Source organism: Desulfonatronum zhilinae (genome assembly GCF_900182865.1).
GTDB lineage: Bacteria > Desulfobacterota > Desulfovibrionia > Desulfovibrionales > Desulfonatronaceae > Desulfonatronum > Desulfonatronum lacustre.
The window spans coordinates 77697-102967 of record NZ_FXUJ01000014.1; the positions used below are offsets into that span (position 1 = coordinate 77697).

The following is a 25271-nucleotide window of genomic DNA, read 5'->3' on the forward strand; positions in this document are numbered from 1 at the left end:
AAGAACGGACACAAAATGTGCTGAGTAGATACTCTTTTTAGCCAAAAACCAACGACATGCCCGAACCTTCTCTCACGGCGCGCCGATTCGGCGCTCGTCTGCGCTATTTGCGAACCTTGCGGAACATGACGCAAGCGGAATTGGCCGACAAGGTCGGATTGAGTCTGCGTCAGATCAGCCGCATCGAACAGGGATCGTCCTCACCGTCCTTCGCGGTGTTGGAAAAAATCGGCCAGGTGCTGGACGTCAGCATGGTCAGTCTGTTTCTGTTTCCCGATCAGGACTCTCCTGGTCGTTCCCCGGCCTCGCAAAAAATCCCTTTCATGGAGGAGGATCGTCCCTGGGTCATGGATATCCGTACGCCCGCGAGGATCGGCGTATGGAGCCTGGAGGTCGGTTCGGGAAAGACGCGCTGGTCCGCGTCGGTTTTTGAACTTCTGGGGTATCCGCCCTTTTCCGTCAAACCGACGTTGAAACGCTTTCTGAAGCATGTTCGCCCGGATCAGTGCGACGAAGCACGGATTTTTTTTGAGGAGGCCGGGCAAGGGCGTGGCCGCCATATACTGGTCCAAGTGGACACCAAATCCCTGGGGCCGCGGACCGTTTCCATTCATGTGGACAAAGGCCGTGTGGAGAAAGGTCTTGAAGAAAAGAATGCAATGCGGCCGGAAACGGGTCGAGAGATGCTGTTGATTCTTCAGGACGTCACGGACGTGACGGCCATGGCTGGAACGCTGATGCAGAACCAGCAGGAACTTGAAGAGCATGTCCGGGTGCGAAACAAGGATCTGGCTCTGGCCCTGGATAATTACAAGCGGGAGACCGAGGAAAAGGCGAAGGCCGAGTATCATCAACGCATCTGGGGGTTGATGGTGCGCAACTCCCAGGACGCCCAGGCTTTTGTCGACCATTCCGGGACCATCGTCGTGGTCAATGAGGCGTATGAACAGCTTGTCGGCGTGTCCGCGGACGAACTTCACGGTACCTGCTACGCCGACTTTCTCCGTCAATTCTGGGGAGATGAGTTTTTTGAGAAGGAAATCCGCCTCCACCTTGATCGGGCCTTGCTGCGAGGCGCCAAGGCCCAACGCGAAGGATGGGTGGATTATGGTCGCGGGCCGCGGTTCGTGAAGCGGACCTACGTGCCGTGCCGACATGGCCGGGACATCGTGGGCGTGGTCGTGACGATCCACGACCTTACGGACATCATGACGGCCCAGGAGCAACTGCGTCATGCCGAAGCGGCCCTGCGTGCCAGAATTCAGGAACTGGACTGCTTTTTCTCGATTTCCCAGGATCTTTTGGTGATCGGACAAAGAAACGGCTCCATTCTGCGGCTCAGTCCGGCCTGGGAGCATCTTCTCGGGTATCCCCGGAGCGAGCTGGAAGGGTACAAGTACCTCCGGTTCATCCATCCCGCGGACAAGGCGGACAGCGTGGCCATGTTTGAAAAGCTGGCCACCGCCAAGTTTGCGCGATCCACCAACAGATATCGCGCCAGGGACGGCCGGTACCGGACCATTGAATGGAATCTTCAGGTCATGGGCGACTTCGTCTACGCCGTGGGCCGGGACGTCACCGCCCGCAAGCAGGACGAGGACACGTTGCAGCAACGGGATCTGCTTCTGGAGCTGGCCGCGACGACGGCGTTGAAGCTGCTGCGGTCATCGAACCCGGACCAGTGCCTTCCGGGCATCCTGGCCCAATTGGGCCTGCGCACGAACACGGACCGCGTCTACATCTTCAAAAATCACCAGGACGAACCCACCGGAAAGCTGTTGTCCAGCCAGATTCTGGAATGGTCCAGGTCCGGCGTGACCCCGCAGATCGACAATCCGATGCTGCAAAATGTTCCGCTTTGCGACCTTGCCCCGCGCTGGGTGCGGGAAATGAATGCGGGGAACTCCATCATGGGATTCGTGCAGGATTTTTCGGAACAGGAAAAGCTCATTCTGGAGGCCCAGAAGATTCAAAGCCTGTTGGTGGTTCCGATTCAGGTGGATGATCGCTTCTGGGGCTTTCTCGGGTTCGACTCCGTGCGCACGCCCAGGATATGGTCGGCGGCCGAGGAAAGCGTGCTGCGCATCGTGGCCGCGGCCATCGGCGCGGCCATACCGAGAAATATTTGCTAGTTCTTCCCTGGCCGCTCGCCCCTCAATGAGCCGTTTTTTTCTCTCCCGCCGGATAAGGATTTTTTCTACACTCGGATCAAGCTTGGGCGCCCCGTCGGCTCGTCCTGGAGCGGCGAGGGCCATTTCGGGCCTTTCGAAATCAAACGTTCTTTGTTATGCAAAGCAATTTCGATTTCCGGAGACTCGATTTCCGGACACCGACGCGCTTCTCGAATCAGGCTGCTCGGAGGCGACCCGCTTCTTCCAGTCGTCGAGATCGAATGAATCCAGCATCGAACTGAGGCGTTACCCTGGATGTGCTGGATCGTTACTATGTTTGCCACCATGTATCTGCTCAGCACATTTTGTATCCGCCCTTGCTCCGGCAATCGGAGTCGGGGTCGCTATCGGAATCGGAATCGAAACAGGAAAAATTTTGAACGCTTCCCAGCGTTTTCGATCCCGATACCGATCCCGACTCCGACCCTGACAACGGCATTACTCTGTGCTGAATAGTTACGCCACCATAACCTTTGATACAGCGATGCCCCAAAAAATTCTGATCGTGGACGACGAGGCGCACCTTCGAATGTTGCTGGAACAGACCCTGGAAGATCTGGTCGAGGAAAACGGCGTTGAATTGTTGACCGCCTCGGATGGTCGCGAGGCGGTGGAGATGATTCGCGAGCACCGTCCGGACCTGGTTTTCCTGGACGTGATGATGCCCCATATGAATGGGCACGAGGTCTGCGAACAGGTGGCCCGGGACGAGCATTTACGCGACTTGCCCATCGTCCTGCTCACGGCCAGGGGCCAGGATCTGGATCGTCGTCGGGGTCTGGAGCTGGGAGCGTGCCGGTACATGACCAAACCCTTTGACCCTGACGATATACTGGGGCTGGCCAGGCAATTGCTGGCTTTGGAGTAGCCATGCCCGAGCACCCACCGGAGAGAATCATGCCGACCCATGTCTATTCCATTGATTCGGATCAACCGTTGCGGGCCGCCGTGACCCTGATGCGGGAGAAAAACATTTCCTGTTTGCCGGTGCTGCGCGGCGGCGTGGCCGTGGGCATTCTTACCGAACGGGATCTGGTGCGGATCGTCCTGAATACCGGGCTGGACCTTGAAGGCTATCTGGTCCGGGACGTGATGAGTTCCAGGGTGGTCGTCGCCTCGGAGCATGACGATCTCTACGAAATCTATTCTCGGATGTGCGGCAACCGCATCCGGCACCTGGTGCTCACCGACGAACGGGAAGCCGTGGCGGGAGTCAAGACCTTCACGGACCTGATGTCCGGTCTGGGTCGGGAGTACCTGGCGGAAATCAAGACCGTGGGCGACGTGATGACCAGGGATGCCGTCACCGCGTCGCGAGAGGACACCGTGCGCTCGGTGCTGAATCTGATGCTGGAGCACGGCATCAGCTGCGTCCCGGTGGTGGAGCACGGACGCGCCGTGGGCATTCTTACGGAACGGGACCTGAGCCGGTTGACCACGTCGGACGCGTCCGCCCTTCTGAGTCCGGTGAGCGATGTGATGAGCAAGCCGGTGCATGCCGTGTCCGGGGAAATGTACGCTTTTGAGGCCGTGGCGGCGATGAACGATTTCGGGGTGCGTCACCTCGTGGTCAACGACGCCGACGGTCTCCTGATCGGTCTGATCACGCAAAGCGACATGGTGGCCACGCTGATCAAGCGGCACGCCAACCTGGAATTCATGGTCCGCAAACGGACCCGGCAGTTGACCAGAAAAAGCGAGGAACTGGAGTTTTCCAATCAACAGTTGCGGCACCTGGATGAGATCAAGTCCGCGTTTTTATCCTCGGTTTCCCACGAGTTGCGTACTCCTCTGACTTCCCTGCTGGGGTTCGCGAAGATCACGGGCAAGACGTTTACCCGCCATTTCGGGCCATTGGCCCAGGAAGACGACAAGCTGCGCGCCCAGGCCGCCAAGATTCTCGGCAATCTCGACATCCTCGTCCACGAAGGCGAACGGATGGCCAGGTTGATCAATGATTTTCTGGATCTGACCAAGATCGAGGCCGGTCGGGTGGACTGGCAGGACAAGCTGGTCCATGTCGCTGATTTCGTGTTCCATGCCGGCCATTCTCTGCAGGGCCAGTTCGAGGCTAAAAAGAGTCTGGAACTGCGCATTCTGGTCGAGGACGACCTGCCCATGGTCTATGTGGACGTGGACAGGATGCTCCAGGTGATGATCAACCTGCTGAGCAACGCGGCCAAGTTTACGGACCGGGGCAGCGTGACCGTGGAAGCCCTGAACGTGGACAACCAGTTCGTGGAAATTCGGGTGGCCGATACCGGGATGGGCATCCCCGAGTCCGAGCTGAGCAAGGTCTTTGACAAGTTCCACCAGATGGAGCAGCGCGGCCAGGGCCAGGGCCAGGGCCAGGGCCAGGGGCTGGAGGTCAAGGGGACCGGCCTGGGGTTGGCCATTTGCAAGGAAATCGTGGAGCACTATCAGGGACGGATCTGGGTGGAGTCCGAGGTGGGACGGGGCAGTTGCTTCAAGTTTCGCCTTCCGGCTGCCGGCCCGAAATCCCGCGATCGGTTCCCCGAGCCGATCGTTCAGACGTCTCAAGTAACCACGGCCCAAGAGGCTCCGTTGGTGATGGCCGTGGACGACAGCCCGGCCATCCGGGAGTATCTGCATCAGCTTTTTGCTGACGAGGGCTTCCGAGTGGTCACCGTGCCCGACGGAGTGACGGCCTTGCGGGTGGCCGAGGAAGTCCTGCCCCAGTGCGTCATCATGGACTTGATGATGCCCGGAATGGACGGCGGCGAGGTCATCCGGCGACTGCGGGAGAATCCGGTCACCAAGGACATTCCGGTGGTTATCCTTTCCGCCTATCCGCATCGGCGCTCCAGTGGGGAGGACGCGGCCTTGGCCAAGCCCGTGGACGAGAGCATGCTGGTGCAAACCGTCCGGGGACTGATCCGCGGCGGGCGGATCAAGGGACGCAAGTGCATTTTGGTTCCCAACGCCAAACCGGAAGGCAACATGCTGATGATCGCCGCCGGAAAGTTGCGCTATGTCCGGCCCGAGGAGTTGGCCGACCGTTTTTCGGACAAGTTCGCGGGCACGGTGTACCTGCCCGGACGACGGGCCCAGACTCCGGAGGTGGTCAGAGCCATCTCCAGGATCGACGACGTACTGATCATGATCCTGCCCGAAGAACAGGAGGCGGACGCCCTTGGTTCCTCGGTCGGCGGGCACGGGCAAAGGGGAGAATGAACGGGATGAAGCCCTGTTCCTGCTCAGCCGATTCGCCCGGTTCTCAAAACCTTGTCCGGGACGACGTCTCCAGCGGACATTCTGGTGATTCCAAGGCTTCAGAGGCCTTTTGGGCCGCGGTCTGCCATGAATTGCGCACCCCGTTGACCTCGCTGCTGGGCTTTTCCGCCTTGGGCAAAAAAGGGTTTGAGCGCCATTTTTTGCCTTTGGCGGAGGACGAGAAAATCCGTGAACGCGGTCGGAAAATTCTCAGAAATCTGTCCATGATCGAGCAGGCCGGCTGGCGGCTTTCCCGGCTGGTCGGGGACGTCCAGGATCTGCATCGGATTCAAAGCGGACGCATGGAGTGGCACGACCAGGACGTGGCCGTGTCGGACGCCGTCTCCGAAGCGGTCCGACAGGTTCAGCCTCTCTACGACGCCAAGCCGGAGGTGCGCCTGGAGGTGAACGTGCCGGACGCCTTGCCGATTCTCCGGATGGACCGGGACAGACTGATCCAGGTCCTGGTCAATCTGCTTTCCAACGGCGTTCGCTTCACGCCGTCCGGTTGCGTGACCCTTGCCTCCGATTTCGTGGACGAGACTATCCGGATTCAGGTTCAGGATACGGGTGTCGGGATCGCCGCGGAGAACCTGGAGGCAGTGTTCCAGCCCTTTCACCAGCCCTCGGCGGAAAGCCGGGATGCATCCTGGATGACGATTCCCCGGGAAACCGGCCTGGGTCTTGCCCTTTGTAGAAGCATCATTGAGCACTACCATGGCCTGATCAGGGCCGAATCCGTACCCGACGGCGGCAGTGCCTTCATCATGATGCTGCCCGTGCAGCTCGCCAACAGCTAACCAACCCCCATTGCCTCGAGGTGACCATGATCGACGTTCCAAGCCCCTGGCGAAAATTCTATGACCCCGAAGTTCCCTCCCCGTTTGAGCCGGAAGCCATGGCCATCCATGACCTGCTGGCCCGGTCGGCCCGGAAGAATCCCCAGCGCAAGGCCATTGTTTTTCAGAATTGGTCCATAACCTACGCCGAGTTCGATCGTTTGACCGGGGTCATGGCCGCGAATCTGCGACGGCTGGGCCTGACCTCCGGGACCCGGGTCGCTGTGCTTCTTCCGAACCTGCCCCAGACCCTGATCACCTACTTCGCCATCCTCAAGGCCGGGGGCGTGGTGGTGATGATGAATCCTCTGTACATGGAAAACGAGCTGCAAGACCAGATATCGGACAGCTCGGCGGAATTTCTGGTCACCCTGGATCTGCTCTGGTCCAAGGTCGCGGGGTTGCGACGGCGGGTGCACCTGAAAAAGATCATCGTCGCCGGCATCGCCGACGCCCTGGGCTTTCCCCTGCGCCAGCTCTACAAGCTCAAGGCCTGGAAACAGGGTATGGGCAAGGACGTGCCTTACGATGACGGGGCGATACTTCCGTGGAAAGAGATCGTCAAAGGTCGGGAGGTCTATAGCCAGGTCGTCGACGATCCGCGCAACCATCTGGCCATGCTCCAGTACACCGGCGGGACCACCGGCGTGCCCAAGGGAGTGATGCTGTCCCATGCCAACCTGACCGCCAATGTCCAGCAGTGTCTGGCCATGCTGCCCAGGCTCACGAAGTCCCGGCACACCCTGCTGGCCGTGTTGCCGTTTTTTCATATTTTCGGCCTGACGGTCTGCATGAATTTCGCCGTGGGACTGGGCGCGACCATTATCCCCTTCCCGAGGTTGGTGGTTCCGGACCTGCTCAAGGCCATCCAGAAGTACAAGCCCACGATTTTTCCGGCGGTTCCAGCCATTTTCGTGGCCATGGTCCAGCACAAGAATCTCGGCCGGTTCAAGCTGTCTTCCATCGACTACTGTATTTCCGGCTCCGCGCCGTTGCCCGTGGAAGTCATGCAGAAATTTCAGAAATTGACCGGAGCCGAGATCATCGAAGGCTACGGCCTGACCGAAGCCTCGCCGGTGACCCACCTCAACCCCCTGGACGGCAAGCACAAGCCCGGCTCCATCGGGATTCCCCTGCCCGGCACCGAAGCGGGCATCGTGGACATGGAAGGCGGGGCCGTACCCGTGCCCGTGGGCAAGCTGGGCGAGATGGTGGTCCGGGGGCCACAGGTCATGCAGGGCTACTGGAACCGGGCCGACGAGACCGCCTCCACCATCCGCAATTCCTGGCTGTACACCGGGGACATCGCCTATATGGACGAGGACGGCTTCTGCTTCATCGTGGACCGCAAGAAGGACCTGATCATCACTGGAGGGTACAATGTTTATCCCCGGGACGTGGACGAGGTGCTCTACGAGCATCCCAAGGTCAAGGAAGCCGTGGCCGTGGGCATCCCGCATCCCACCCGTGGGGAAATCGTCAAGGCCTTCATCGTGCCCAAGGACGGCGAAGTGATCGAACAATCGGAAATCATCGAGTTCTGCTCCCAGAAACTGGCCAAGTACAAAGTCCCCCGCCGGGTGGAGTTCCGGACCGAATTGCCCAAGACCCTGGTGGGCAAGGTTCTGCGGCGGGCCTTGCGCCAGGAGGAAATGGAAAAGGTGGAGCAGCGCAGGAAGAGACGGAAGGGGGATTGAGGGGCAAAGAACTTGCCTGCTCATGATCAAAGGGGGCCGAGGATGAACATCCTCGGCCCCCTTTTTAATTTAATTTCAGCACCTCCGTCCGGGAATTATTCCCACTGTCTATGATTTTTCCTCACACTAACTATGCGATTTCCCTACAGACTAGGGATGTCTAAATAGATATCCTCCAGCGCAACTTTCAGCGTGAAGAGAAAAAAACTAACCGGGCAACACTGAAATAATATTTGTTTCAGGCGTTTCGCAGATTTTTGGATGATGCATTTTCTGTTTTTGAATACAGGGAGTGTGTAAAGCAAATCATATCTGTGTTGTCCGGTTAGATTTTTGCAGGAACAAGACGTTGAAAAGAACGAATCTGTTTTTTGCGGAAAACTCCGTTGGATTGCTGGATTTCCAAAATCGCGTGTTGAAGAAGTCCTTATTCGTCAGTCCGTAAATAATGGCAACAGACAATAACCGGTTAAAAAACAGGTGAAAAATGAACAGGCGAAGAATGAAAGACAATGTGTTTTTGCTCGGCGCGGTGGACTGGAACCGGCGGCTGTTTGATTCCCTGATCCCTCTTCCGGATGGGACGTCGTACAATTCCTACATGGTTTGCGGAAGTGAAAAGACGGCTTTGCTGGACAGCGTGGATCCCTGCATGGCGGATGTCCTGCTTTCACAGATAACGGACGTAGCCAAAATCGACTACATCGTGTCCCACCATGCCGAACAGGATCATTCCGGGTCCATTCCGATGCTTCTGGAGAAATACCCGGATGCCAAGGTGGTCTGCACCACAAAAGCCCGGGGCATGCTCATGGATCTGCTGCATATTCCGGAGGAATCGTTTCACACGGTCGAAGACGGGGCAACGCTGTCTCTCGGCGCCAAAACCCTGGAATTTATCTACACGCCCTGGGTGCACTGGCCCGAAACCATGGTGACCTACCTGCGGGAAGACCGGATCCTTTTCTCCTGCGACTTTTTCGGCTCTCACATCGCCACCTCCGACATGTTCGTGGTGGATAAAGGCCCTGTACACGAAGCAGGCAAGCGGTACTTTGCCGAAATCATGATGCCGTTTCGCGACGTGATCGGAAAGAATCTGGAAAAGCTGAAACAGTACGACATCGACATGATCGCGCCCTCCCACGGCCAGATCTATGACGACCCGGCATGGATCATGGACGCCTGGCGGGACTGGGTGTTCGCCCCGCCCAAAAATCTTGTGGTTTTGCCCTACGTGTCGATGCATGAAAGTACGGCCCGCATGGTCGATCACCTGACGACCAAGCTTGTCGACAACGGGGTGCGGGTCGAGCTGTATGATCTCACGGTCACCGACATCGGCAAGCTGGCCATGTCCCTGGTGGACGGTGCAACCATTGTCGTGGGAACGCCCACTGTTCTTGCGGGTCCTCACCCCCTGGCCGCGTATGCCGCGTTTCTGGCCAACGCCCTGCGTCCCCGCGCCAAGTACCTTTCCATCATCGGGTCCTACGGATGGGGCGGCAAAACGGTGGAGACACTCTCCGCCATGATCCCCAACCTCAAGGTGGAGGTCATTGATCCGGTTCTTTGCAAGGGACTGCCGACGAAAGAGGTGTTTGCGGCCATTGATGTCATGGCGGACACAATTGCCGAAAAACACCGGGAACAGGGTTTTTCCTGATGAAGGTCGAAATCAAAGGAGGGCGCAGGGAGTATGCAGACACAACAGGACGGGCGTACCGGCGCAGGGCGACGAAAACCGGACACGGATCGCAGGAAGCAGACCGACCGCAGAAGCGGCCTGGACAGACGGCTGGAAGATGAAAGACGTGCGCGTGGGGTTCATGGGACGCTGCACATGAATGATGGAAAATCCTCACAAAAGAAAGGATTCAAGCATGATGCCGCGGAGGAGCGTCGGGTCGGCAATGACCGAAGAGGAACCTATCAGGCCCGTGGACAAGCCGGTCATGTCATGACGGACAATGAAATCCGTTTTCTGTTGGGATCCGCGCAGCCGTAAAATCATCCCAAGCCCAACGACAGGTGGGGCAAGAATTTTAAGTAACTACTCAGCACAGAGTAATTCTGTTACCGGGGTCGGAATCGGAATCGGGATCGGGATCGAAAACGCTGGGATGCGTTCTAAATTTCTGTTTCGATTCCGACTCCGATAGCGAAGCGCCGACCCCGACACCGATTGCCGGAGCAAGATCGGACACAAAATGTACTGAGTAGTTACGAATCTTATTGGATTATTGCACTGATTTTTTTACTGATTCCAAAGTCAACGCCGCGTCACGGGAGATGCTTCAATGCCGAAAAAAGACAGTGGCTTGGATCGGGAAGCGATTCGGCGAACCCTGGTGGATCGCGTCGGAGATTCCCCTGATGCCGCGGCCGTCGCTGATGCTGTATTCGATATATGGCTCCAGATGAGTGCCCAGCTTTCGCCGGTGATCGGCGTGCGGGGCTTCAACATTCTCTTTGCCTGCACGCTGCACATGACGAGCAAGGCATACCCGTGGCTGGCGGTTCCCGAGGATACAGACAACAATTCCGCGGTACTCGCGGAGATCAAGACGCGCTTGGCGAACAGTGAGCCGGATGCCGCGGCGGAGGCATGCCATGCTCTGCTTGCGACCTTCATCAAACTGTTGGTGGACATGATTGGAGAGCCATTGGTCGAGCGCTTGTTGGGCCCGGTTTGGGCATCTCCTCAGTCTGAACAGGAGAGATTATCGTGAACGAGAAAACAGTCATCCGTCGTCTGCCCACGGGCGTAGCGGGCCTTGACGCGATCCTGGGCGGCGGTTTGCCGGAATATTCCTTCAACATCATTATTGGGCCCCCGGGTTCCGGCAAAACGACGCTGGTGAACCAAATCATGTTCTCCCTGGCAACCCGGGAGAAACCCGCATTGTTTTTCACCGTGCTCGGCGAACCGCCGCTGAAGATGCTGCGTTATCAACAGCAGTTTTCGTTCTTCAACCCAGACAAAGTCAATGACACGATTCGTTTCGTCAGCCTGAGCGAGGACATCGCATCCGGCGATTATGATCGGGTGCTGGCGCGCATCGCCCAGGAAGTCCAGGTTTCACCACCGGGTCTGGTTTTCGTCGATTCCTTCCGCTCGGTGATGTATGAGGCGCGGCAACTTCCCAGGGACACCATCAACCTGCAACAGTTCATCCAGCAGCTCGGAATCCAACTGAGCTGCTGGCAGGCCACCTCTTTTCTGATTGGTGAATACTCGTCGGAAAGCGAATACCATCCGGTCTTCACCGTGGCCGACGGCCTGCTCTCGCTGCATCAAAGCGTCTATCGCAATTCCATGGTCCGCAAAATTCAGGTTCTGAAAATGCGCGGCCAGGCGACGAGCCCGGGGATGCATACCTTGAGTATCACCAGCGCGGGGATCGCCGTCTACCCGACCGCGCTGGTTCTGGACACCATCGGGGGCGCCTCGTCGGTGGCCGGGAAGCCGTGCAGAAGGGTGAGGCTGGCCACCGGCGTGGCGCGCCTCGACGAAATGCTGGGCGGTGGGTTGCCGTCGGGGTATTCCCTGTTGGTGGCGGGGCCGTCCGGATCGGGAAAGACCGTTCTGGCCACGGCCTTCCTTGCCGAAGGCGTCCGCCGGGGCGAGCCGGGCGTGATCGTTGCTTTTGAACAAACGCCGAATCAATCCTGTATGCGCACGCTCTACGATATGATTTGTAACGGACAAGTTGGCCTGATCAATACCCGTTCCCTGGATCTGTCCATCGACGAGATTGTTTATCGCCTGACCGAACTCATTCAGCGCATGAACGCCGCCCGTGTGGTGATCGATTCATTGTCCGGGTTCGAGTTGGCCGTGGCGCCGACCTTTCGCGAGGACTTTCGAGAGTCTCTTTTTCGGATGTTCACCGTGCTGTCCAAACTCGGGGTCACGGTGCTGATGACGTCGGAACTCGAAGATCGCTACAATGATTTGCGGTTCAGCCCCTATGGGGCGGCCTTTCTCACCGATGCGATCATCGTGCAGCGCTACATTGAGGTGGGAAGCCGTCTGCAGCGGGTCATGGCGGTGGTCAAGGTGCGTGCCAGCGCTCACAACAAAGAGATCAGGCGGTATGAGATAACCGATGAGGGCATCGTCATCGGCGACCCGGTGCTCGACTACGAAGGCATTCTTGGTGGTCAGCCGTCGCTTATCAGGACGGAAGACACGATCAAGGGAGGCAAACAGCAATGCGCATGAATGGACGTTCCCGGCACAATACCGCTCCCGGTGAGCGGCAAACGACGCGCGTAAGCCCCGGATATCCTGCTTTGGCGATCATGAACGACCTTGCACGACGTATGGCTTTACCTGCTGCCGCCAGACAAACGGCCCTTGTCGGCAAATATGTCGAAGACAGGCGCAAAGGGGACACTGACAGGCGCAGGAGGGACACTGACAGGCGCCAAGGTTTCGCGGAGCGGCGCAGGAAAACTTTCGGACCGCGCAGGAATGATTCGCGTGCCGGGAGGTTGTATGAGAAAACATCGTTCGCGGAGGGTGGGCAACCCGAGGCACTGCTCCGCGAAGTCAATGAAAAACTCGTCGCCGCGACGGTCCGCGCCCAAACCGCGGCTGAAGCCGCTGAGCAGACCGTCCGACAAATGACCCATAAGGCCGAGCACGACTTTCTCACGGGCTTGCCGAACCGGGCCCTGCTGGCCGACCGATTGGAACGGTCGATAGCGCTCGCCGAGCGTCACGGCACGAAGGTCGCCCTGATGTATCTGGACGTCGACAACTTCAAGCAAATCAATGATACGTTCGGACATTCCATCGGCGACCAGTTGTTGCAGTCCGTTGCAAAGCGTTTGCAAACGTGCGTCCGCTTCTCGGATACCGTCAGCCGCCAGGGAGGCGACGAATTCGTGGTGCTGTTGACCGATGTCGAGGATGTCGGCGGCGTTACCCTCACCGCGCAAAAATTGATCGAGGCCGTGGCTGAGCCGCATCTTGTCGGCGACCAGAGTTTCCACCAGGTGACCCTGAGCATCGGCATCAGCATCTATCCGGATGACGCCAAGGACATGGACACGGTGCTCTGCAATGCCGACGCCGCGATGTATTATGCCAAGAAAAACGGGCGCAACAACTATCAGATGTTCAGGCCGGACATGAAGAGCGCGCGGTAACGGTTGAAAGAAGCCAGATTCCGCGCGGGTTGGTCAAAAAACTGATGGCAAGGAGCAATAAAAGGCCTTGCCTCTTTTCACAGGCGCGGGCCTCACGGTGGGAAACAGTAAATTGCTCACGAATGGATCGGGGAAACCGAGAGCTTTACGCCGAGAGCATGTAACAGCTTGAGCATCGTGTCGTAGCGTGGCTTGGCCCCGGGCGTCAGCGCCTTGTAAAGGCTCTCGCGGCCAAGGCCGGCGTCTTTCGCGAGTTGGGCCATGCCCCGGGCGCGAGCCACATCACGCACCGCGGAGAGAAATACGTCGGGATTCGGATCTTCCAGTGCGGCAGCTATGTATTCCGCAATGGTGTCTTCATTGTCCAGGTAGTCGGCAGCGTCGAAGGGGGCAAATTTGGTCATGGTTCACTCCTTGTTCAAAGTCCGCGCCATCTCGATGGCGCGTTTGATGTCGCGCTTCTGCGAGGACTTGTCGCCGCCCAACAGAAGCAGATAGAGCAACCCGCCGCGACGGGTGAAGTAGACTCGGTAGCCGGGGCCGAAATGAATACGCATTTCAGAGACCCCTTCGCCCACAGGCTCACAGTCACCGAAATTTCCGTGCTCAGCAGACCGGATGCGATGGGCTATGCGGGCACGACCCACCTTGTCTTTCAATGCCGCGAGCCAGGAATCGAATTCGTCGGAGCGGTAAAAGCTATTCATGCAGTCGAGTGTATCCGATCGGATACCGGCATGCAATCTCCCAATTCGCAATCCACTCGGGAATTATTCCCGTTCCCCGGGATTTTTCCTGGGCGAAAACAAGTGATCCCCCTACAGACACGGCCAAGCAAAATGCTATTGTGTTGGAAAGGGAAATATATCTTCGCGGATCCTTTTCAACAAGGGCGGCTGGTGGTTCGGAAAATGAAAAAGAGGATCTCCAGGCATGCAATTTCGCAACGGGAAATAAAAAATGGAGGACAGATCATGACCAAGGTAAATGAGATTTACAAGTGTGAATTATGCGGCAATGTCGTGGAAGTGAAAGAAGCAGGTGAAGGCGAACTGGTATGCTGTGATCAGCCCATGGAGAAACAGTAGCTGTGATTCAGTATTATAGATGAATTCAGCATTTTAGGAGGTCAATATGTTGTGGACAATTTTCGTCATTCTATTGGTCTTATGGCTGGCTGGTCTGATGACAGGGTACACTATGGGCGGCGTTGTGCATGTTTTGCTGGTCATCGCCCTCATTGTCGTCGTGATTCAGGTACTTCAGGGAAGAAGAGTTACGTAATGTCGACGCCATCAAGAACGATCTGGTCCTGAAATAGTGGATCATGGGGCCTTCAGGACCGGGCACGAAGAAGCGCACGGTTCTGGACGTCACCATGGGGTGTGAGCCACATGGATAAACATAGCCAGAAGATTTATTCGTGCGGGAGGCTGTATGAAATCAAGAATTCTTATCGGATCTTTGTTGATCGCCGTATCGTTCGCCTTTTTCGGTTGTGATCGGTTTACAGGCGGCGCGGCCACGGGAGCAGCCGTAGGCGTGCTTGGCGCGGGAGCGGCATACGAATATCAAAATAAGCGGCAGATGGATCAGCTCGAGCTGGATTACAGTGAAGGAAGAATCAACGAACAGGAATACAACATCAGGAAAGAGCAGATTCAGCGGGGTTCGATCATCTATTAGCTAAAAAAGCATTGAAAACAGGAGATGCATGTCATGGGAACCATTCTGGTCGTCGTCCTTGTCCTTTTGCTCATTGGCGCTCTGCCCACCTGGAACCACAGCAGATCCTGGGGACCTTACCCCAGTGGCGGAATCGGATTGATCCTGCTGATCCTGGTCATTCTCCTGCTCATGGGGCGTATTTGAGATGGTCATGATGCACGGCATCACGGCAAGGCGGTCCATGAATCGCCGCTATTTTCATGGGAGGTTGAAAAATATGCAACTGAACATCGCGCCTGAGCCGGTGGTTGCGCTCATTGCGGGGATCCTGATTCTGATGTTTCCGAGACTGTTGAATTACATCGTCGCCGTCTATCTGATCATATTCGGTATTCTCGGGTTGATTGGATGACCGGAATCGTTGGGAGCATTCCGAGTTTTTGATAATCACTGACAATAACGGAGAAACCATCATGAAATCCAGCACGATGGATGAGGCTGAAGGCAAGTTGCATCAGGGAAAAGGAAAGATCAAAGAGGTCCTCGGGAGGGCCGTCAACAATCCCGAGATGGAAGCCGAAGGCAAAATCGAAAAACTCGGCGGAGTCGTGCAGGAAAAAGTCGGCGATGTGAAAAGGGCCGCGGGAAAGTAGAGCGGTACGCCACGCGGGAACGAATCACGATTTGTTCCCGCGTTTTTATCGACGGAGTCACCCCCATGAAAAAATCACCGTCCGCGATTCTGGCTTCGGTAGCCTTTGCACTGCTCTTCATGTGGTCGTCCACTTCGGCGGCCCGGACCGAATTGATCGCCAAACCGGAAGGAATCGAGACCAGGCAGAAGTCCGTAGTTTTCTCCCACGGCAAGCACGAAACCATGGAATGTATCGCATGCCACCACACCTCCGGAGGCACCGAGGTCGATCAGGGGTGCAAGGATACCGGCTGTCACGACATGTTCGTTGTGGAGACTCCCGAGCAGAGAAGGGACGTCAGGTATTTTCAAAAGGCGTATCATGATCTGTGTATCGGCTGTCATGCGGACTTTAAGAAACGGGAACAGCCCGGCGGACCCGTCGACTGCAAAGGCTGCCATACACAAGAATAGCCTGTTCGGACTTCTTGTCAGCCTCTATCACAGGGAGAGCACATGACTCCTGCATCATCACCGCGCACCGTGAACGTCCTGCTGGTCTATCCCGAGATCCCGGATACGTTCTGGAGCTTCAAGCACGCTTTGAAGTTCATAGATAAAAAAGTTTCTTCGCCGCCATTGGGACTTGTGACCATCGCGGCCATGCTTCCGGAAAACTGGGACCTGCGCCTGGTGGATTTGAATATCCGGGAATTGTCCCTGGATGACCTGATCTGGGCCGACTACGCCTTGATCAGCGCCATGACCGTGCAACGGGAATCATCGCGCAGGGCGATCAAATTGTGCAAGGACGCCGACCTGCTGGTCGTCGCCGGCGGGCCGCTGTTCACGGTGGAGCATGAACAGTTTCCCGAGGTGGATCATTTCGTGCTCAACGAGGCCGAACTGACCCTGCCCGAATTTCTGCGTGACCTGGCCCAGGGACGAGCCAGACGGGTCTACTCCTCGGATGCGTACGCGGATATCGAACAAACGCCCATTCCGCGGTGGGACCTTCTGGAGTTGAAACAGTACGCGAGCATGAGCGTCCAGTACTCCCGAGGGTGTCCCTTCAGTTGCGACTTCTGCAACATCACGGCCCTGCTGGGCCGCACGCCGCGCAACAAGAGCGCCCCCCAGATGATCGCCGAGCTGGACGGTCTGTATGCCAACGGCTGGCGGGGCGGGATCTTTTTCGTGGACGACAACTTGATCGGGAACAAGCGGCGGCTGAAAACCGAGCTGCTGCCCGCCCTGGTCAACTGGCGAAAAGACAAGAAGGGTATGCCCTTCGGCACCGAGGCGTCCATTAACCTGGCTGACGACGAAGAGCTGATGGCCATGATGGTCGAGGCGGGGTTCGATACCGTGTTCATCGGCATTGAAACGCCCAACGAAGCCAGTCTGGCCGAATGCGGCAAAGGGCAGAACATCCGTCGCGACCTGATCCGGGACGTGAAGCGGATCCAGCGGTTCGGGATCCAGGTCCAGGGAGGGTTCATCGTCGGCTTTGACAACGACGAACCGGCCGTTTTCACCCGCCTCGTGGAGTTCATCCAGCAAAGCGGCATCACAACCGCCATGGTCGGCCTGCTCCAGGCCCCTCCCGGCACCAGGCTTTACAAGAGGCTTAAGCAGGCCGGGCGGCTGCGGGAAGGCATTTCCGGCGACAACGTGGACGGAACGACGAACATCCTGCCGGCCATGACCCTGGAGTTGCTGCGCGACGGGTACAAGGACATCCTGAAGAACATCTACTCGCCCGAGGCGTACTATCAGCGGGTGATCACTTTTTTGCGGGAGTACAACCTGCCGAGCACCAAGAGCCCATGGCAAATCCGGCGCGTCTCCGAAAGCCTGCTGGCCTTGTCCCGGTCCGTCATCCGTCTCGGCATCCTGGGTCAGGAACGGTTCCACTACTGGAAATTGTTCTTCTGGACCCTGCTCCGGCGGCCACGATCCCTACCCCTGGCCGTGACCCTGGCCATCTACGGTTACCATTTTCGGCGGGTCTGCGAATTGCGGGTGTTGTAATTGTAGTTTGCGTTCAATTTAAGATGCATCGCCAAGGCCGGCACTGGATAAAAATCGAAATCGAAATCGAAATCGAAATCGAAATCGAAATCGAAATCGAAATCGGAATAGCAACCGTGCCGTAGGGGCGCACCTGTGTGTGCGCCCCTTGCGGGCTGAGGCGACACGTCGCATGGGCGGAAAATGCCCACGGTTGAATGGCTAAACGCTGCAAACGGCATCATAAACAGCAGGATCGACCATCCGCGGGGGCAGACACATAGGTCCGCCCCTACAGATTTGAAAGCAGAGTGGAAGAGCGACGGATTGCTGGAAAAGAGGCAGGACGACAAATCGGCGGGGTTATGGTGAAAGACGACACGGCAGAAAAGCGGCCCGCACAAGAACTGAAGAGAGTGGGCGTGTTCACGACCGGCCATGCCGCTGAATATGCCGAAAGCATCGTGAACACCATCAGGGAATCACTGTTGGTCCTGGACGCCGAACTGGTGGAGTTCGGCGAGCGTGTTGCTGATGTTTTCGATCACTCCAACATGAAAAAAGAGGAACCATGCGGGTGATCAGGCTGAAACGAACGCGGTGGGAAGATTTGGCTTTTATCGGTTGGTGGGACCAATGAAAAAAAGATCTGACCCCGGGTACGCCGAGAAACTGCGCCAAAAGGCCGAAGCGATTGTGCGCAAGCAGGACTCGCAGTCGCCACCCGACAACCAGGTTGCCTTGTCGGTTGAAGAATATCTTCGCGAACAGCATGTGCAGCGGATCAAGCTGGAGATGGAAAACATGGAGCTGGCCGCCGCGTTGTCCACCGACGACGTGCGCCGGACCCTCCACGAACTGCGGATGCACCAGATCGAACTGGAGCTGCAGAACGAGGAGCTGCGCACGGCCCATGATGAACTTGAGGTCGTCAAGGCCCGCTACTACGACCTCTACAATCTGGCCCCCGTAGGCTATGTCACCATCTCCAAGCCGGGACTGATCCTGCAGGCCAACCTTGCCGCGGCCGCCCTGCTGGGCACGGATCAAGACGCCCTGGTCACCCAGCCGTTGGTCCGATTTATTCACAAGGAGGACCTGGACGCCTACCACTTGTACCACAGGCAGGTTTTCAAGACCGGCAAGCCCCTGGAGCGAGAGCTGCGGCTTGTCCGGGCGGATGGAGGATATTCATGGGCGCACCTGGCATCCTCCAGTACCCGTGACGACAACGGCAAGCCGGTCTGCCGCATGGTGATCAGCGATATTTCCAAGCGCAAGGAGGCCGAGGAGCAGCTTCAGCGGGCGTTGGCCGAAAAGAACAAATTATTTGCCATCATTGCCCATGATCTGCGTTCTCCCCTGGTCGGCTTTGTCGGGATTGCCAGACTCCTGGCAAACGGTGTCGTTGACTGGTCGCCGAACAAGCTGAAAAATGTTTTCTTAAATCTGAAGGAATCCGCGGAAACACTGTTTCGCCTGCTGGACAATCTGCTGGAATGGTCCTCCTTGCAACGTGGGGAATTTAAATATGAACCAGTGGAGCTGGATGTGGACGATCTGGTCAAAGACAACCTCGTACTGGCCAAAACCAGAGCCGATCAGAAAGCCGTAGCCTTGCAACGCATCGTTCCTCGAGGTTTGAAGGTCTTCGCCGACCGGCATATGCTGAACGCCGTCTTGCGCAACCTCATCTCCAACGCCGTCAAATTCAGCGGCCCCGGGGGCCACGTGGCCGTCGCGGCGACCCAAGACGACGGAATGGTCACGATTTCCGTGCAGGACAACGGTATCGGCATGAATCAGGAATTTATGGACACTATTTTCGCCGTTGACCACAAGACGTCGCATCCCGGCACTCGCGGGGAAAAAGGGTCCGGCCTGGGACTGGTCCTGTGCAAGGAATTCGTGGAGAAACTCGGCGGGCAAATCCGGGTGGAAAGCATTCCCGGCCAGGGCAGCACGTTTTCCTTTACCATTCCGCTATCTGAATCGAAATCGAAATCGAAATCGTGATCGAATCCAAGAAGATGGCGTCATCACGGGGGAAGATGAACAGTATTTTTCGATTTCGATTTCGATCGCGATTTGGATTTTGAGGAGAAACAATGATTGCCCCGCAAGGATTCCATCTTATCCTTGACTGGCCCGATTCTGAGGGCGATAGTTCCCAACTTTGCTCTCAGCGATCTCTCTAGCCAAGGACCACATCATGACTCCAAGCAAAACAAGCAAGACAAGCAAGGCCAAGCCGGACAAAGTCAAATCGGGCAAGGCCGCCGGACAGGAAGCAGCCGCGCCGGAGTCGGCTGAAGCGTCGCAACAGCCCGATCCCGTGCCCGATTTAGGCCCCGATCCAGGCCCCGGCCCGGACTTCCCCATCGTGGGCATCGGGGCCTCGGCCGGGGGCCTGGCCGCGTTTGAGGCCTTCTTTTCCGGCATGCCCGAGAATGCCGACCCCGACATGGCTTTTGTCCTGGTGCAGCACCTGGCCCCGGACCACAAAAGCCTGCTCACGGACTTGGTCCAGCGCTACACCCGGATGGAGGTCATCGAGGTGGAGGACGGGATGCAGGTCCGTCCCAACTGCACCTACATCATCCCGCCGAACCGGGACATGGCCTTCCTGAACGGCTCGCTCCAGTTGCTGGAGCCCGCCGCCCCGCGTGGTCATCGTCTGCCCATCGACTTCTTCTTCCGCTCCCTGGCCCATGATCAACGCGAACGGGCCATCGGCATCGTGCTTTCCGGCACGGGCAGCGACGGCACCCTTGGCGTCCGGGATATCAAGGGCGAGGGCGGCATGGTCATGGCCCAGAACCCGGCATCCACGGAATTCGACGGCATGCCGCGCAGCGCCCTGGCCACGGGCCTGGTGGATTTCGAGCTGCCGCCGGCCGAGATGCCGGCCCAGCTTGTCACCTACGCGGCCCATGCCTTTGGTCGGCCTCCCAAGCCCGCGACCCCCGCGCCCAAGGCCGACACGGCGTTGAAAAAAATTTATGTCCTGCTGCGCAGCCAGACCGGGCACGACTTTTCCCAGTACAAACCATCCACTGTCCTGCGGCGCATCGAACGGCGCATGGCCGTTCATCAGATCGAAACCATGGAGGACTACGTTCGGTTCGTGCAACAGGCGCCGAAAGAGGTGGAATCCCTGTTCCGCGACCTGCTCATCGGGGTGACCAATTTCTTCCGCGATCCCGAAGCCTTCAAGGCCCTGGAGCAGCAGGTCGTGCCCAAACTCTTTGCCGGCAGGTCGGCCAACGCCGTCATCCGGGTCTGGTCCGTGGGCTGCTCCACCGGCGAGGAGGCCTATTCTCTGGCCATCCTTCTGGCTGAACACCAGGCGGCCATCCGCCAGAACTTCCAGGTCCAGGTCTTTGCCACGGACATTGACAGCCGGGCCATTGCCACGGCCCGGGCCGGGATTTATCCGGCTTCCATCGCCGCGGATATTTCACCGGAGCGGCTGGCGCGTTTTTTTACGGCCGAGCCGGACAACAGCGCCTATCGCATCCACAAGAAGATTCGCGACATGCTGATCTTTTCCGAGCAGAACGTGATCAAGGACCCGCCTTTTTCCAAGCTCGACCTGATCAGTTGCCGCAACCTGCTGATCTACATGAGCGCCGAGCTGCAGAAAAAAATCATCCCGCTGTTCCACTACGCTCTGCGTCCGGGCGGCTTTCTCTTTCTGGGGTCTTCCGAGACCGTGGGCGAGTTTTTGGACATCTTTGCCGCGCTGGAGCGCAAGCAAAAACTCTTCCAGCGCAAGGACGACCTTTCGGGGGGCCAGCGCACGAGCCTGGGGCGGTTTGTGCCGTCCATGACGACCATGGGGGCCGCATCCCCACAGGGTGCCGAAAGGACATTCGCCCCCAATAGACCGTCGGTGCGCGAGCTGACCGAACAGGCCCTACTGCAGGAGGTCGTCCAGGCCGGGGTTCTGGTCAACGCCCAGGGCGACATCCTTTACCTGCACGGCCGCACGGGCATGTACCTGGAACCGGCCCCCGGGGAGGGCGACTCCCTCAATATTTTGAAGATGGCCCGTGAGGGCCTGCGCCGCGTCCTGACGAGCGCCCTGCACAACGTTTCGCAAACCAGGGAAACCGTGCACCATCCGGGTCTGCGGGTCAAAACCAACGGCGACTTCATCACCGTCAACCTGATTGTCCGTCCGGTGCCCGTCGCCCCTGCCGCCTCGCTGGAGCCCCCCCTGTGCCTGGTCGTCCTGGAACAGGCACGGGAGCAGGCACAAGAGAAGTCGGCAACAATGGCCGTCGGGCCGGATGGCATCCCGTCCCTAGAGCCGGGCACGGGGGAGAGGGGGGATGCCGACGCCCGCATCGCGGCCCTGCAACAGGAATTGCTGGCCAAGGATGAGTACCTTCAGGCCGCCAACGAAGAACTGGAGACATCGAATGAAGAGTTGAAGTCCTCCAACGAGGAGATGCAGTCCGTGAACGAGGAACTGCAATCCACCAACGAGGAGCTGGAAACCTCCAAGGAAGAACTGCAATCGGTCAACGAGGAGTTGTCCACGGTCAACGTCGAACTGCAGACCAAGGTGGCCGACCTGTCCCGGGCCAACAACGACATGAACAATCTGCTGGCCGGCACGGGCATTGCCACGGTTTTCGTGGACCACCAACTCCGCATCCTGCGCTTCACCCCCGCGGCCACCAGGATCATCAACCTGATCCTGAGCGACATCGGTCGGCCCGTGGCCCACATCGTCTCCAACTTGTCCGGTTACGACACGCTGATATCCGACACCCAGTCCGTGCTGGACACCCTGGTCTCCAAGCAAGTGGAAGTGCGGACAACCGAGGGCCGGTGGTACGCCATGCACATCCAGCCCTACCGCACCCTGGACAACGTCATCGAAGGCGCGGTGCTGACCTTCGTGGACATCACGACGATGAAAAAGGCCCGTGAGGCGTTGCAGCAGAGCGAAGAGCGGTTCCGTCTGCTTGTCCAATTCTCCAGCGATCCGATCTTCAGCGTCAATCGCGACGGAACATACCGGTTCGTGAACGACGCCTTTGCCGAAGTCCTGCATGTCCAGCCCGCTGAACTGATCGGGAAAACGCCCCATGACTTTTTTCCTCCTGAGCAGGCGGAGGAACAGCTTGCCCTGGTCCGCCGGGTCTTGGGCACGGGAAAGAAGGAAGAGGTCCGGAGCAGGGTCGTTACAGACGCCGGAGTGGAAAGATTCGCGACGTTGCAGGCTGAACCGGTCAGCGACGAACACGGAAAGCCCGCCTGGGCGTTGTGCGTGTCCAGGCATGGACCCGCCACTCCCTAGCAACCGTCGGTCCAAAAGACCGAAAAATGTCGGGGACACGTCGCAAGGAGAGAAGCCATGACCAAACGGAAAGCAAGACAAGGCGGCGGGAGCGTTGTTTCAAAGAAAAGGGGCGGCCCCGCTGACCGGATTCTTCTGCGGCGACGGGCCGAGGATTACCTGCGGGACAATGACGACTGGTCGTCCGGGAATTTGGAAGGCCAGGTTCCCGAGGAAGTCCGGCAAACCCTCCATGAGCTGCGGGTGCACAAGATCGAACTGGAGCTGCAGAACGAAGAGCTGCGCCGGACCCAGGCCGAACTGGATACGGTCCGGGCACGCTATTTCGACCTCTATAACCTGGCCCCGGCGGGCTACTGCACGGTCAATGAAGAGGGGCGGATCCTGGAGGCCAACCTGACCATGGCCACCCTGCTGGGCACGACCATAAGCAAGCTGGCCAAGCAGCCCTTGACCCGCTTCATCCTTCCCGAAGACCAGGACATTTTCTATCTGCATCGCAAAACACTCGTTGAGACGGGCGAACCCCAGAAATGGGATCTGCGGCTGGTCAAATTGGACGGGGCGCTTTTCTGGGCGCATCTGTCCGCCGCCTGCGCACGGGACGGAGACGACGCATGGGTCTATCACCTTGTGATCAGCGACATTTCCGCGCGCAAACAGGCCGAAGAGGCGCTCTGGGAGAGCGAACAGCGCTACAGACATCTGGCCGACTTCGGCCAGGCCCTGATCTGGACCGCGGGCCTGGACAAGAAGTGCGACTACTTCAACCAGCCATGGCTGGCCTTCACCGGGCGGCCCTTGGAGCAGGAACTGGGCAACGGGTGGATCGAGGGCGTCCATCCCGACGACTTTGATCGGTGCCTGCACATCTACACCACGGCCTTTGACCGCCGCGAGCCGTTCAGCATGGATTACCGTCTGCGCAGCCACGACGGCGAATATCGATGGATCCAGGACGACGGCACTCCCCGCTATGACGCCCAGGGGAATTTTCTCGGCTATATCGGCCACTGCCTGGACATCATGGATCGCAAGCAGGCCGAAGCCGCCCTGATTCAGGCCAAGCACCAGGCCGAGGCCGCCAACAAGGCGAAGAGCGAGTTCCTGGCCAACATGAGCCATGAAATCCGCACTCCCCTCAACGGCATTATGGGCATGATGCAGCTTCTGGACACCACGCTCCTTGATGCCGAGCAGGAGGAATACGTCAAATTGTGCACATCCTCTGCTCGTCGATTGACCCGGTTGCTATCGGATATCCTGGATCTGTCCCGGGTCGAAGCAGGCAAGATGACCATCCACGAGGCCGAGTTCCTGATCCGGGAGCTTGGCGATTCCGTGTCCGACCTGTTCGAGGTCGCGGCCAGGGAAAAGGGCGTCCATCTGGAATGTTCCATTGATCCAGACACCCCCTCACGGCTCATCGGCGACGAGGCGCGGGTCCGTCAGATTCTGTTCAACCTGGTGGGCAATGCCCTGAAGTTCACGAAACAGGGGAGCGTCCGGCTGGAAATCGCGCCGTTGGCCACGGACACGGACAATGTCCGCAAAATCTGGTTTTGCGTATCCGACACGGGCATCGGCATTCCTGACGACAAGCTGGGCGGCCTGTTCAAGCCCTTTGTCCAGGTGGACGGCTCCTATGCCCGCGGCTTCCAGGGAGCCGGGCTCGGCCTGGCCATCGTCAAACGCCTCGTGGCCCTGATGGATGGGAAAATTTCCGTTGAAAGCGAGGTCGGCAAAGGAACCTCCGTACATGTGGTCCTGCCGTTCAGACCGACCGCCGGGGAGAGCGCTCTTGACCGCCATGGCCGACATGGCCGAAATGGGCCGGCACGATCGCATGAATCCAAAAACAAACTGCGCATCCTGCTGGCCGAAGACGACCCGTCCAACGCCCTGCCGATCCGCAAATTGCTGGAAAAAGCCGGCCACGCCGTGACCCTGGCCGAGGATGGCCAACAGGCTTTGGACGTGTTCAAGGATCAGGATTTCGACGTTATCCTGATGGACATCCAGATGCCGGTGATGAACGGAGTGGAAGCCACCAAAGCCATCCGCTCATCCACCGACCTCGGTCCCAAGAAAGATGTCCCCATCATCGCCCTGACCGCCTATGCCATGACCGGGGACCGGGAGAAGTTCATTGAAGCCGGGATGGACGATTATTTGGCCAAGCCGGTGCGGATGGAGGATTTGGAAAGGATGCTGGAGGCGAACGTATATCGCCCCAAGGCCGACCGCCAAGCCGACCATGAGACCGCCAGCCAATAAAAGCTGATCGTCAGTTCCAGGCCGCAAAGGCAGTTTGAAATCCTTCGACCAACCCCTGGGGCCATTTCGCCTCGGCCCTGGGCATCATCTTCGGCTACCACCCGGCCCGCCAGGCCGCGACCCTCAATCCCATCCAGATCCTCCGCGTACAGACCACCAGTCTCTTTCCGCCAAGAAGCCTATTGCGGGATGTCGCGACAAATCCGCAATGAAAAGCGATATTGTCTTGACGGCGAGACCGAATATCCTCGAAATCCCCGCGCA

The 25271-nt window shown here is 58.2% G+C and carries 24 protein-coding genes; 22 read left to right on the plus strand and 2 right to left on the minus strand.

Going from position 1 to position 25271, the window contains the following annotated elements; translation table 11 throughout:
- Window positions 1-56 precede the first annotated feature (56 nt).
- The 10 genes from AC559A_RS12045 (at window position 57) to AC559A_RS12090 (ending at window position 13101) form a co-directional block, all read left to right on the plus strand.
- The gene (locus AC559A_RS12045; RefSeq protein WP_498818099.1) at window positions 57-2132 is read left to right on the plus strand and encodes a PAS domain S-box protein; all 2076 of its coding nucleotides are present in this window, start codon (window positions 57-59) and stop codon (window positions 2130-2132) included.
- A gap of 523 nt (window positions 2133-2655) precedes the next feature.
- Window positions 2656-3039, plus strand: coding sequence for a response regulator (locus AC559A_RS12050; protein WP_498818100.1), 384 nt, complete (start codon window positions 2656-2658; stop codon window positions 3037-3039).
- 2 nt (window positions 3040-3041) lie between these two features.
- Complete coding sequence (locus AC559A_RS12055; RefSeq protein ID WP_498818101.1) at window positions 3042-5366, plus strand: CBS domain-containing protein; 2325 nt, start codon at window positions 3042-3044, stop codon at window positions 5364-5366.
- A gap of 5 nt (window positions 5367-5371) precedes the next feature.
- Window positions 5372-6205 (plus strand): sensor histidine kinase, encoded by an 834-nt coding sequence (locus AC559A_RS12060; protein ID WP_498818102.1) that lies wholly within the window; start codon window positions 5372-5374, stop codon window positions 6203-6205.
- Between the two features lie 26 nt (window positions 6206-6231).
- On the plus strand, window positions 6232-7941 hold the full coding sequence (locus AC559A_RS12065) for a long-chain-fatty-acid--CoA ligase (protein ID WP_498818103.1): 1710 nt from the start codon (window positions 6232-6234) through the stop codon (window positions 7939-7941).
- Between the two features lie 502 nt (window positions 7942-8443).
- The gene (locus tag AC559A_RS12070; protein WP_498818104.1) at window positions 8444-9607 is read left to right on the plus strand and encodes an FprA family A-type flavoprotein; all 1164 of its coding nucleotides are present in this window, start codon (window positions 8444-8446) and stop codon (window positions 9605-9607) included.
- Window positions 9608-9640: 33 nt separating this feature from the next.
- On the plus strand, window positions 9641-9949 hold the full coding sequence (locus tag AC559A_RS12075; protein WP_028571830.1) for a hypothetical protein: 309 nt from the start codon (window positions 9641-9643) through the stop codon (window positions 9947-9949).
- A 292-nt stretch (window positions 9950-10241) separates the two neighbouring features.
- The gene (locus AC559A_RS12080; RefSeq protein ID WP_498818105.1) at window positions 10242-10673 is read left to right on the plus strand and encodes a hypothetical protein; all 432 of its coding nucleotides are present in this window, start codon (window positions 10242-10244) and stop codon (window positions 10671-10673) included.
- Window positions 10670-12169 (plus strand): ATPase domain-containing protein, encoded by a 1500-nt coding sequence (locus AC559A_RS12085; RefSeq protein ID WP_028571828.1) that lies wholly within the window; start codon window positions 10670-10672, stop codon window positions 12167-12169. The genes AC559A_RS12080 and AC559A_RS12085 overlap by 4 nt, the downstream gene beginning before the upstream one ends.
- The gene (locus tag AC559A_RS12090) at window positions 12160-13101 is read left to right on the plus strand and encodes a diguanylate cyclase domain-containing protein (protein ID WP_498818106.1); all 942 of its coding nucleotides are present in this window, start codon (window positions 12160-12162) and stop codon (window positions 13099-13101) included. The genes AC559A_RS12085 and AC559A_RS12090 overlap by 10 nt, the downstream gene beginning before the upstream one ends.
- Window positions 13102-13217: 116 nt before the next feature.
- Here AC559A_RS12090 and AC559A_RS12095 read toward each other — a convergent pair whose 3' ends face one another.
- Together AC559A_RS12095 and AC559A_RS12100 are read right to left on the minus strand one after the other, a co-directional pair.
- Window positions 13218-13505: an addiction module antidote protein gene (locus tag AC559A_RS12095; protein ID WP_498818107.1), complete on the minus strand. Its 288-nt coding sequence runs from the start codon at window positions 13503-13505 to the stop codon at window positions 13218-13220.
- A 3-nt stretch (window positions 13506-13508) separates the two neighbouring features.
- Window positions 13509-13808, minus strand: a complete 300-nt coding sequence (locus AC559A_RS12100) for a type II toxin-antitoxin system RelE/ParE family toxin (RefSeq protein WP_498818108.1) — start codon at window positions 13806-13808, stop codon at window positions 13509-13511.
- Window positions 13809-13838: 30 nt separating this feature from the next.
- On the opposite strand from AC559A_RS12100, the gene AC559A_RS12105 reads away from it, so the two are divergent.
- The 12 genes from AC559A_RS12105 (at window position 13839) to AC559A_RS12160 (ending at window position 25007) form a co-directional block, all read left to right on the plus strand.
- A complete protein-coding gene (locus tag AC559A_RS12105) occupies window positions 13839-14189 on the plus strand; it encodes a desulfoferrodoxin FeS4 iron-binding domain-containing protein (RefSeq protein ID WP_498818109.1) in 351 nt (116 codons plus the stop codon).
- Window positions 14190-14235: 46 nt separating this feature from the next.
- A complete protein-coding gene (locus AC559A_RS12110; protein WP_156932893.1) occupies window positions 14236-14385 on the plus strand; it encodes a lmo0937 family membrane protein in 150 nt (49 codons plus the stop codon).
- A 153-nt stretch (window positions 14386-14538) separates the two neighbouring features.
- Complete coding sequence (locus tag AC559A_RS12115; RefSeq protein WP_028571823.1) at window positions 14539-14787, plus strand: hypothetical protein; 249 nt, start codon at window positions 14539-14541, stop codon at window positions 14785-14787.
- A 33-nt stretch (window positions 14788-14820) separates the two neighbouring features.
- Window positions 14821-14973 (plus strand): DUF3309 family protein, encoded by a 153-nt coding sequence (locus AC559A_RS12120; protein WP_084031940.1) that lies wholly within the window; start codon window positions 14821-14823, stop codon window positions 14971-14973.
- 7 nt (window positions 14974-14980) lie between these two features.
- Complete coding sequence (locus AC559A_RS12125) at window positions 14981-15181, plus strand: DUF3096 domain-containing protein (RefSeq protein ID WP_281172400.1); 201 nt, start codon at window positions 14981-14983, stop codon at window positions 15179-15181.
- A gap of 61 nt (window positions 15182-15242) precedes the next feature.
- Complete coding sequence (locus tag AC559A_RS12130) at window positions 15243-15422, plus strand: CsbD family protein (RefSeq protein ID WP_028571822.1); 180 nt, start codon at window positions 15243-15245, stop codon at window positions 15420-15422.
- Window positions 15423-15487: 65 nt separating this feature from the next.
- Window positions 15488-15877, plus strand: a complete 390-nt coding sequence (locus tag AC559A_RS12135) for a cytochrome c3 family protein (RefSeq protein WP_498818110.1) — start codon at window positions 15488-15490, stop codon at window positions 15875-15877.
- Between the two features lie 42 nt (window positions 15878-15919).
- Window positions 15920-17437 (plus strand): B12-binding domain-containing radical SAM protein, encoded by a 1518-nt coding sequence (locus AC559A_RS12140; RefSeq protein WP_498818111.1) that lies wholly within the window; start codon window positions 15920-15922, stop codon window positions 17435-17437.
- Window positions 17438-17727: 290 nt separating this feature from the next.
- On the plus strand, window positions 17728-17997 hold the full coding sequence (locus tag AC559A_RS12145; protein WP_498818112.1) for a hypothetical protein: 270 nt from the start codon (window positions 17728-17730) through the stop codon (window positions 17995-17997).
- A gap of 55 nt (window positions 17998-18052) precedes the next feature.
- Window positions 18053-19432, plus strand: coding sequence for a PAS domain-containing sensor histidine kinase (locus AC559A_RS12150; protein WP_498818113.1), 1380 nt, complete (start codon window positions 18053-18055; stop codon window positions 19430-19432).
- A gap of 196 nt (window positions 19433-19628) precedes the next feature.
- Entirely contained in the window at window positions 19629-22730 is a 3102-nt protein-coding gene (locus AC559A_RS12155; RefSeq protein ID WP_498818115.1) for a chemotaxis protein CheB, read from the plus strand.
- 57 nt (window positions 22731-22787) lie between these two features.
- Entirely contained in the window at window positions 22788-25007 is a 2220-nt protein-coding gene (locus AC559A_RS12160; protein WP_498818116.1) for a PAS domain S-box protein, read from the plus strand.
- Window positions 25008-25271 lie beyond the last annotated feature (264 nt).

Coding starts and splice junctions, on each gene's coding strand:
- AC559A_RS12075 (WP_028571830.1), top strand. CDS start 9,641: ATGCAGACACAACAGGACGGGCGTACCGGCGCAGGGCGACGAAAACCG.
- AC559A_RS12065 (WP_498818103.1), top strand. CDS start 6,232: ATGATCGACGTTCCAAGCCCCTGGCGAAAATTCTATGACCCCGAAGTT.
- AC559A_RS12125 (WP_281172400.1), top strand. CDS start 14,981: ATGATGCACGGCATCACGGCAAGGCGGTCCATGAATCGCCGCTATTTT.
- AC559A_RS12110 (WP_156932893.1), top strand. CDS start 14,236: ATGTTGTGGACAATTTTCGTCATTCTATTGGTCTTATGGCTGGCTGGT.
- AC559A_RS12160 (WP_498818116.1), top strand. CDS start 22,788: ATGACCAAACGGAAAGCAAGACAAGGCGGCGGGAGCGTTGTTTCAAAG.
- AC559A_RS12055 (WP_498818101.1), top strand. CDS start 3,042: ATGCCCGAGCACCCACCGGAGAGAATCATGCCGACCCATGTCTATTCC.
- AC559A_RS12135 (WP_498818110.1), top strand. CDS start 15,488: ATGAAAAAATCACCGTCCGCGATTCTGGCTTCGGTAGCCTTTGCACTG.
- AC559A_RS12090 (WP_498818106.1), top strand. CDS start 12,160: ATGCGCATGAATGGACGTTCCCGGCACAATACCGCTCCCGGTGAGCGG.
- AC559A_RS12140 (WP_498818111.1), top strand. CDS start 15,920: ATGACTCCTGCATCATCACCGCGCACCGTGAACGTCCTGCTGGTCTAT.
- AC559A_RS12155 (WP_498818115.1), top strand. CDS start 19,629: ATGACTCCAAGCAAAACAAGCAAGACAAGCAAGGCCAAGCCGGACAAA.
- AC559A_RS12130 (WP_028571822.1), top strand. CDS start 15,243: ATGAAATCCAGCACGATGGATGAGGCTGAAGGCAAGTTGCATCAGGGA.
- AC559A_RS12150 (WP_498818113.1), top strand. CDS start 18,053: ATGAAAAAAAGATCTGACCCCGGGTACGCCGAGAAACTGCGCCAAAAG.
- AC559A_RS12070 (WP_498818104.1), top strand. CDS start 8,444: ATGAAAGACAATGTGTTTTTGCTCGGCGCGGTGGACTGGAACCGGCGG.
- AC559A_RS12060 (WP_498818102.1), top strand. CDS start 5,372: ATGAAGCCCTGTTCCTGCTCAGCCGATTCGCCCGGTTCTCAAAACCTT.
- AC559A_RS12045 (WP_498818099.1), top strand. CDS start 57: ATGCCCGAACCTTCTCTCACGGCGCGCCGATTCGGCGCTCGTCTGCGC.
- AC559A_RS12050 (WP_498818100.1), top strand. CDS start 2,656: ATGCCCCAAAAAATTCTGATCGTGGACGACGAGGCGCACCTTCGAATG.
- AC559A_RS12095 (WP_498818107.1), bottom strand. CDS start 13,505: ATGACCAAATTTGCCCCCTTCGACGCTGCCGACTACCTGGACAATGAA.
- AC559A_RS12115 (WP_028571823.1), top strand. CDS start 14,539: ATGAAATCAAGAATTCTTATCGGATCTTTGTTGATCGCCGTATCGTTC.
- AC559A_RS12080 (WP_498818105.1), top strand. CDS start 10,242: ATGCCGAAAAAAGACAGTGGCTTGGATCGGGAAGCGATTCGGCGAACC.
- AC559A_RS12120 (WP_084031940.1), top strand. CDS start 14,821: ATGGGAACCATTCTGGTCGTCGTCCTTGTCCTTTTGCTCATTGGCGCT.
- AC559A_RS12105 (WP_498818109.1), top strand. CDS start 13,839: ATGCAATCTCCCAATTCGCAATCCACTCGGGAATTATTCCCGTTCCCC.
- AC559A_RS12100 (WP_498818108.1), bottom strand. CDS start 13,808: ATGAATAGCTTTTACCGCTCCGACGAATTCGATTCCTGGCTCGCGGCA.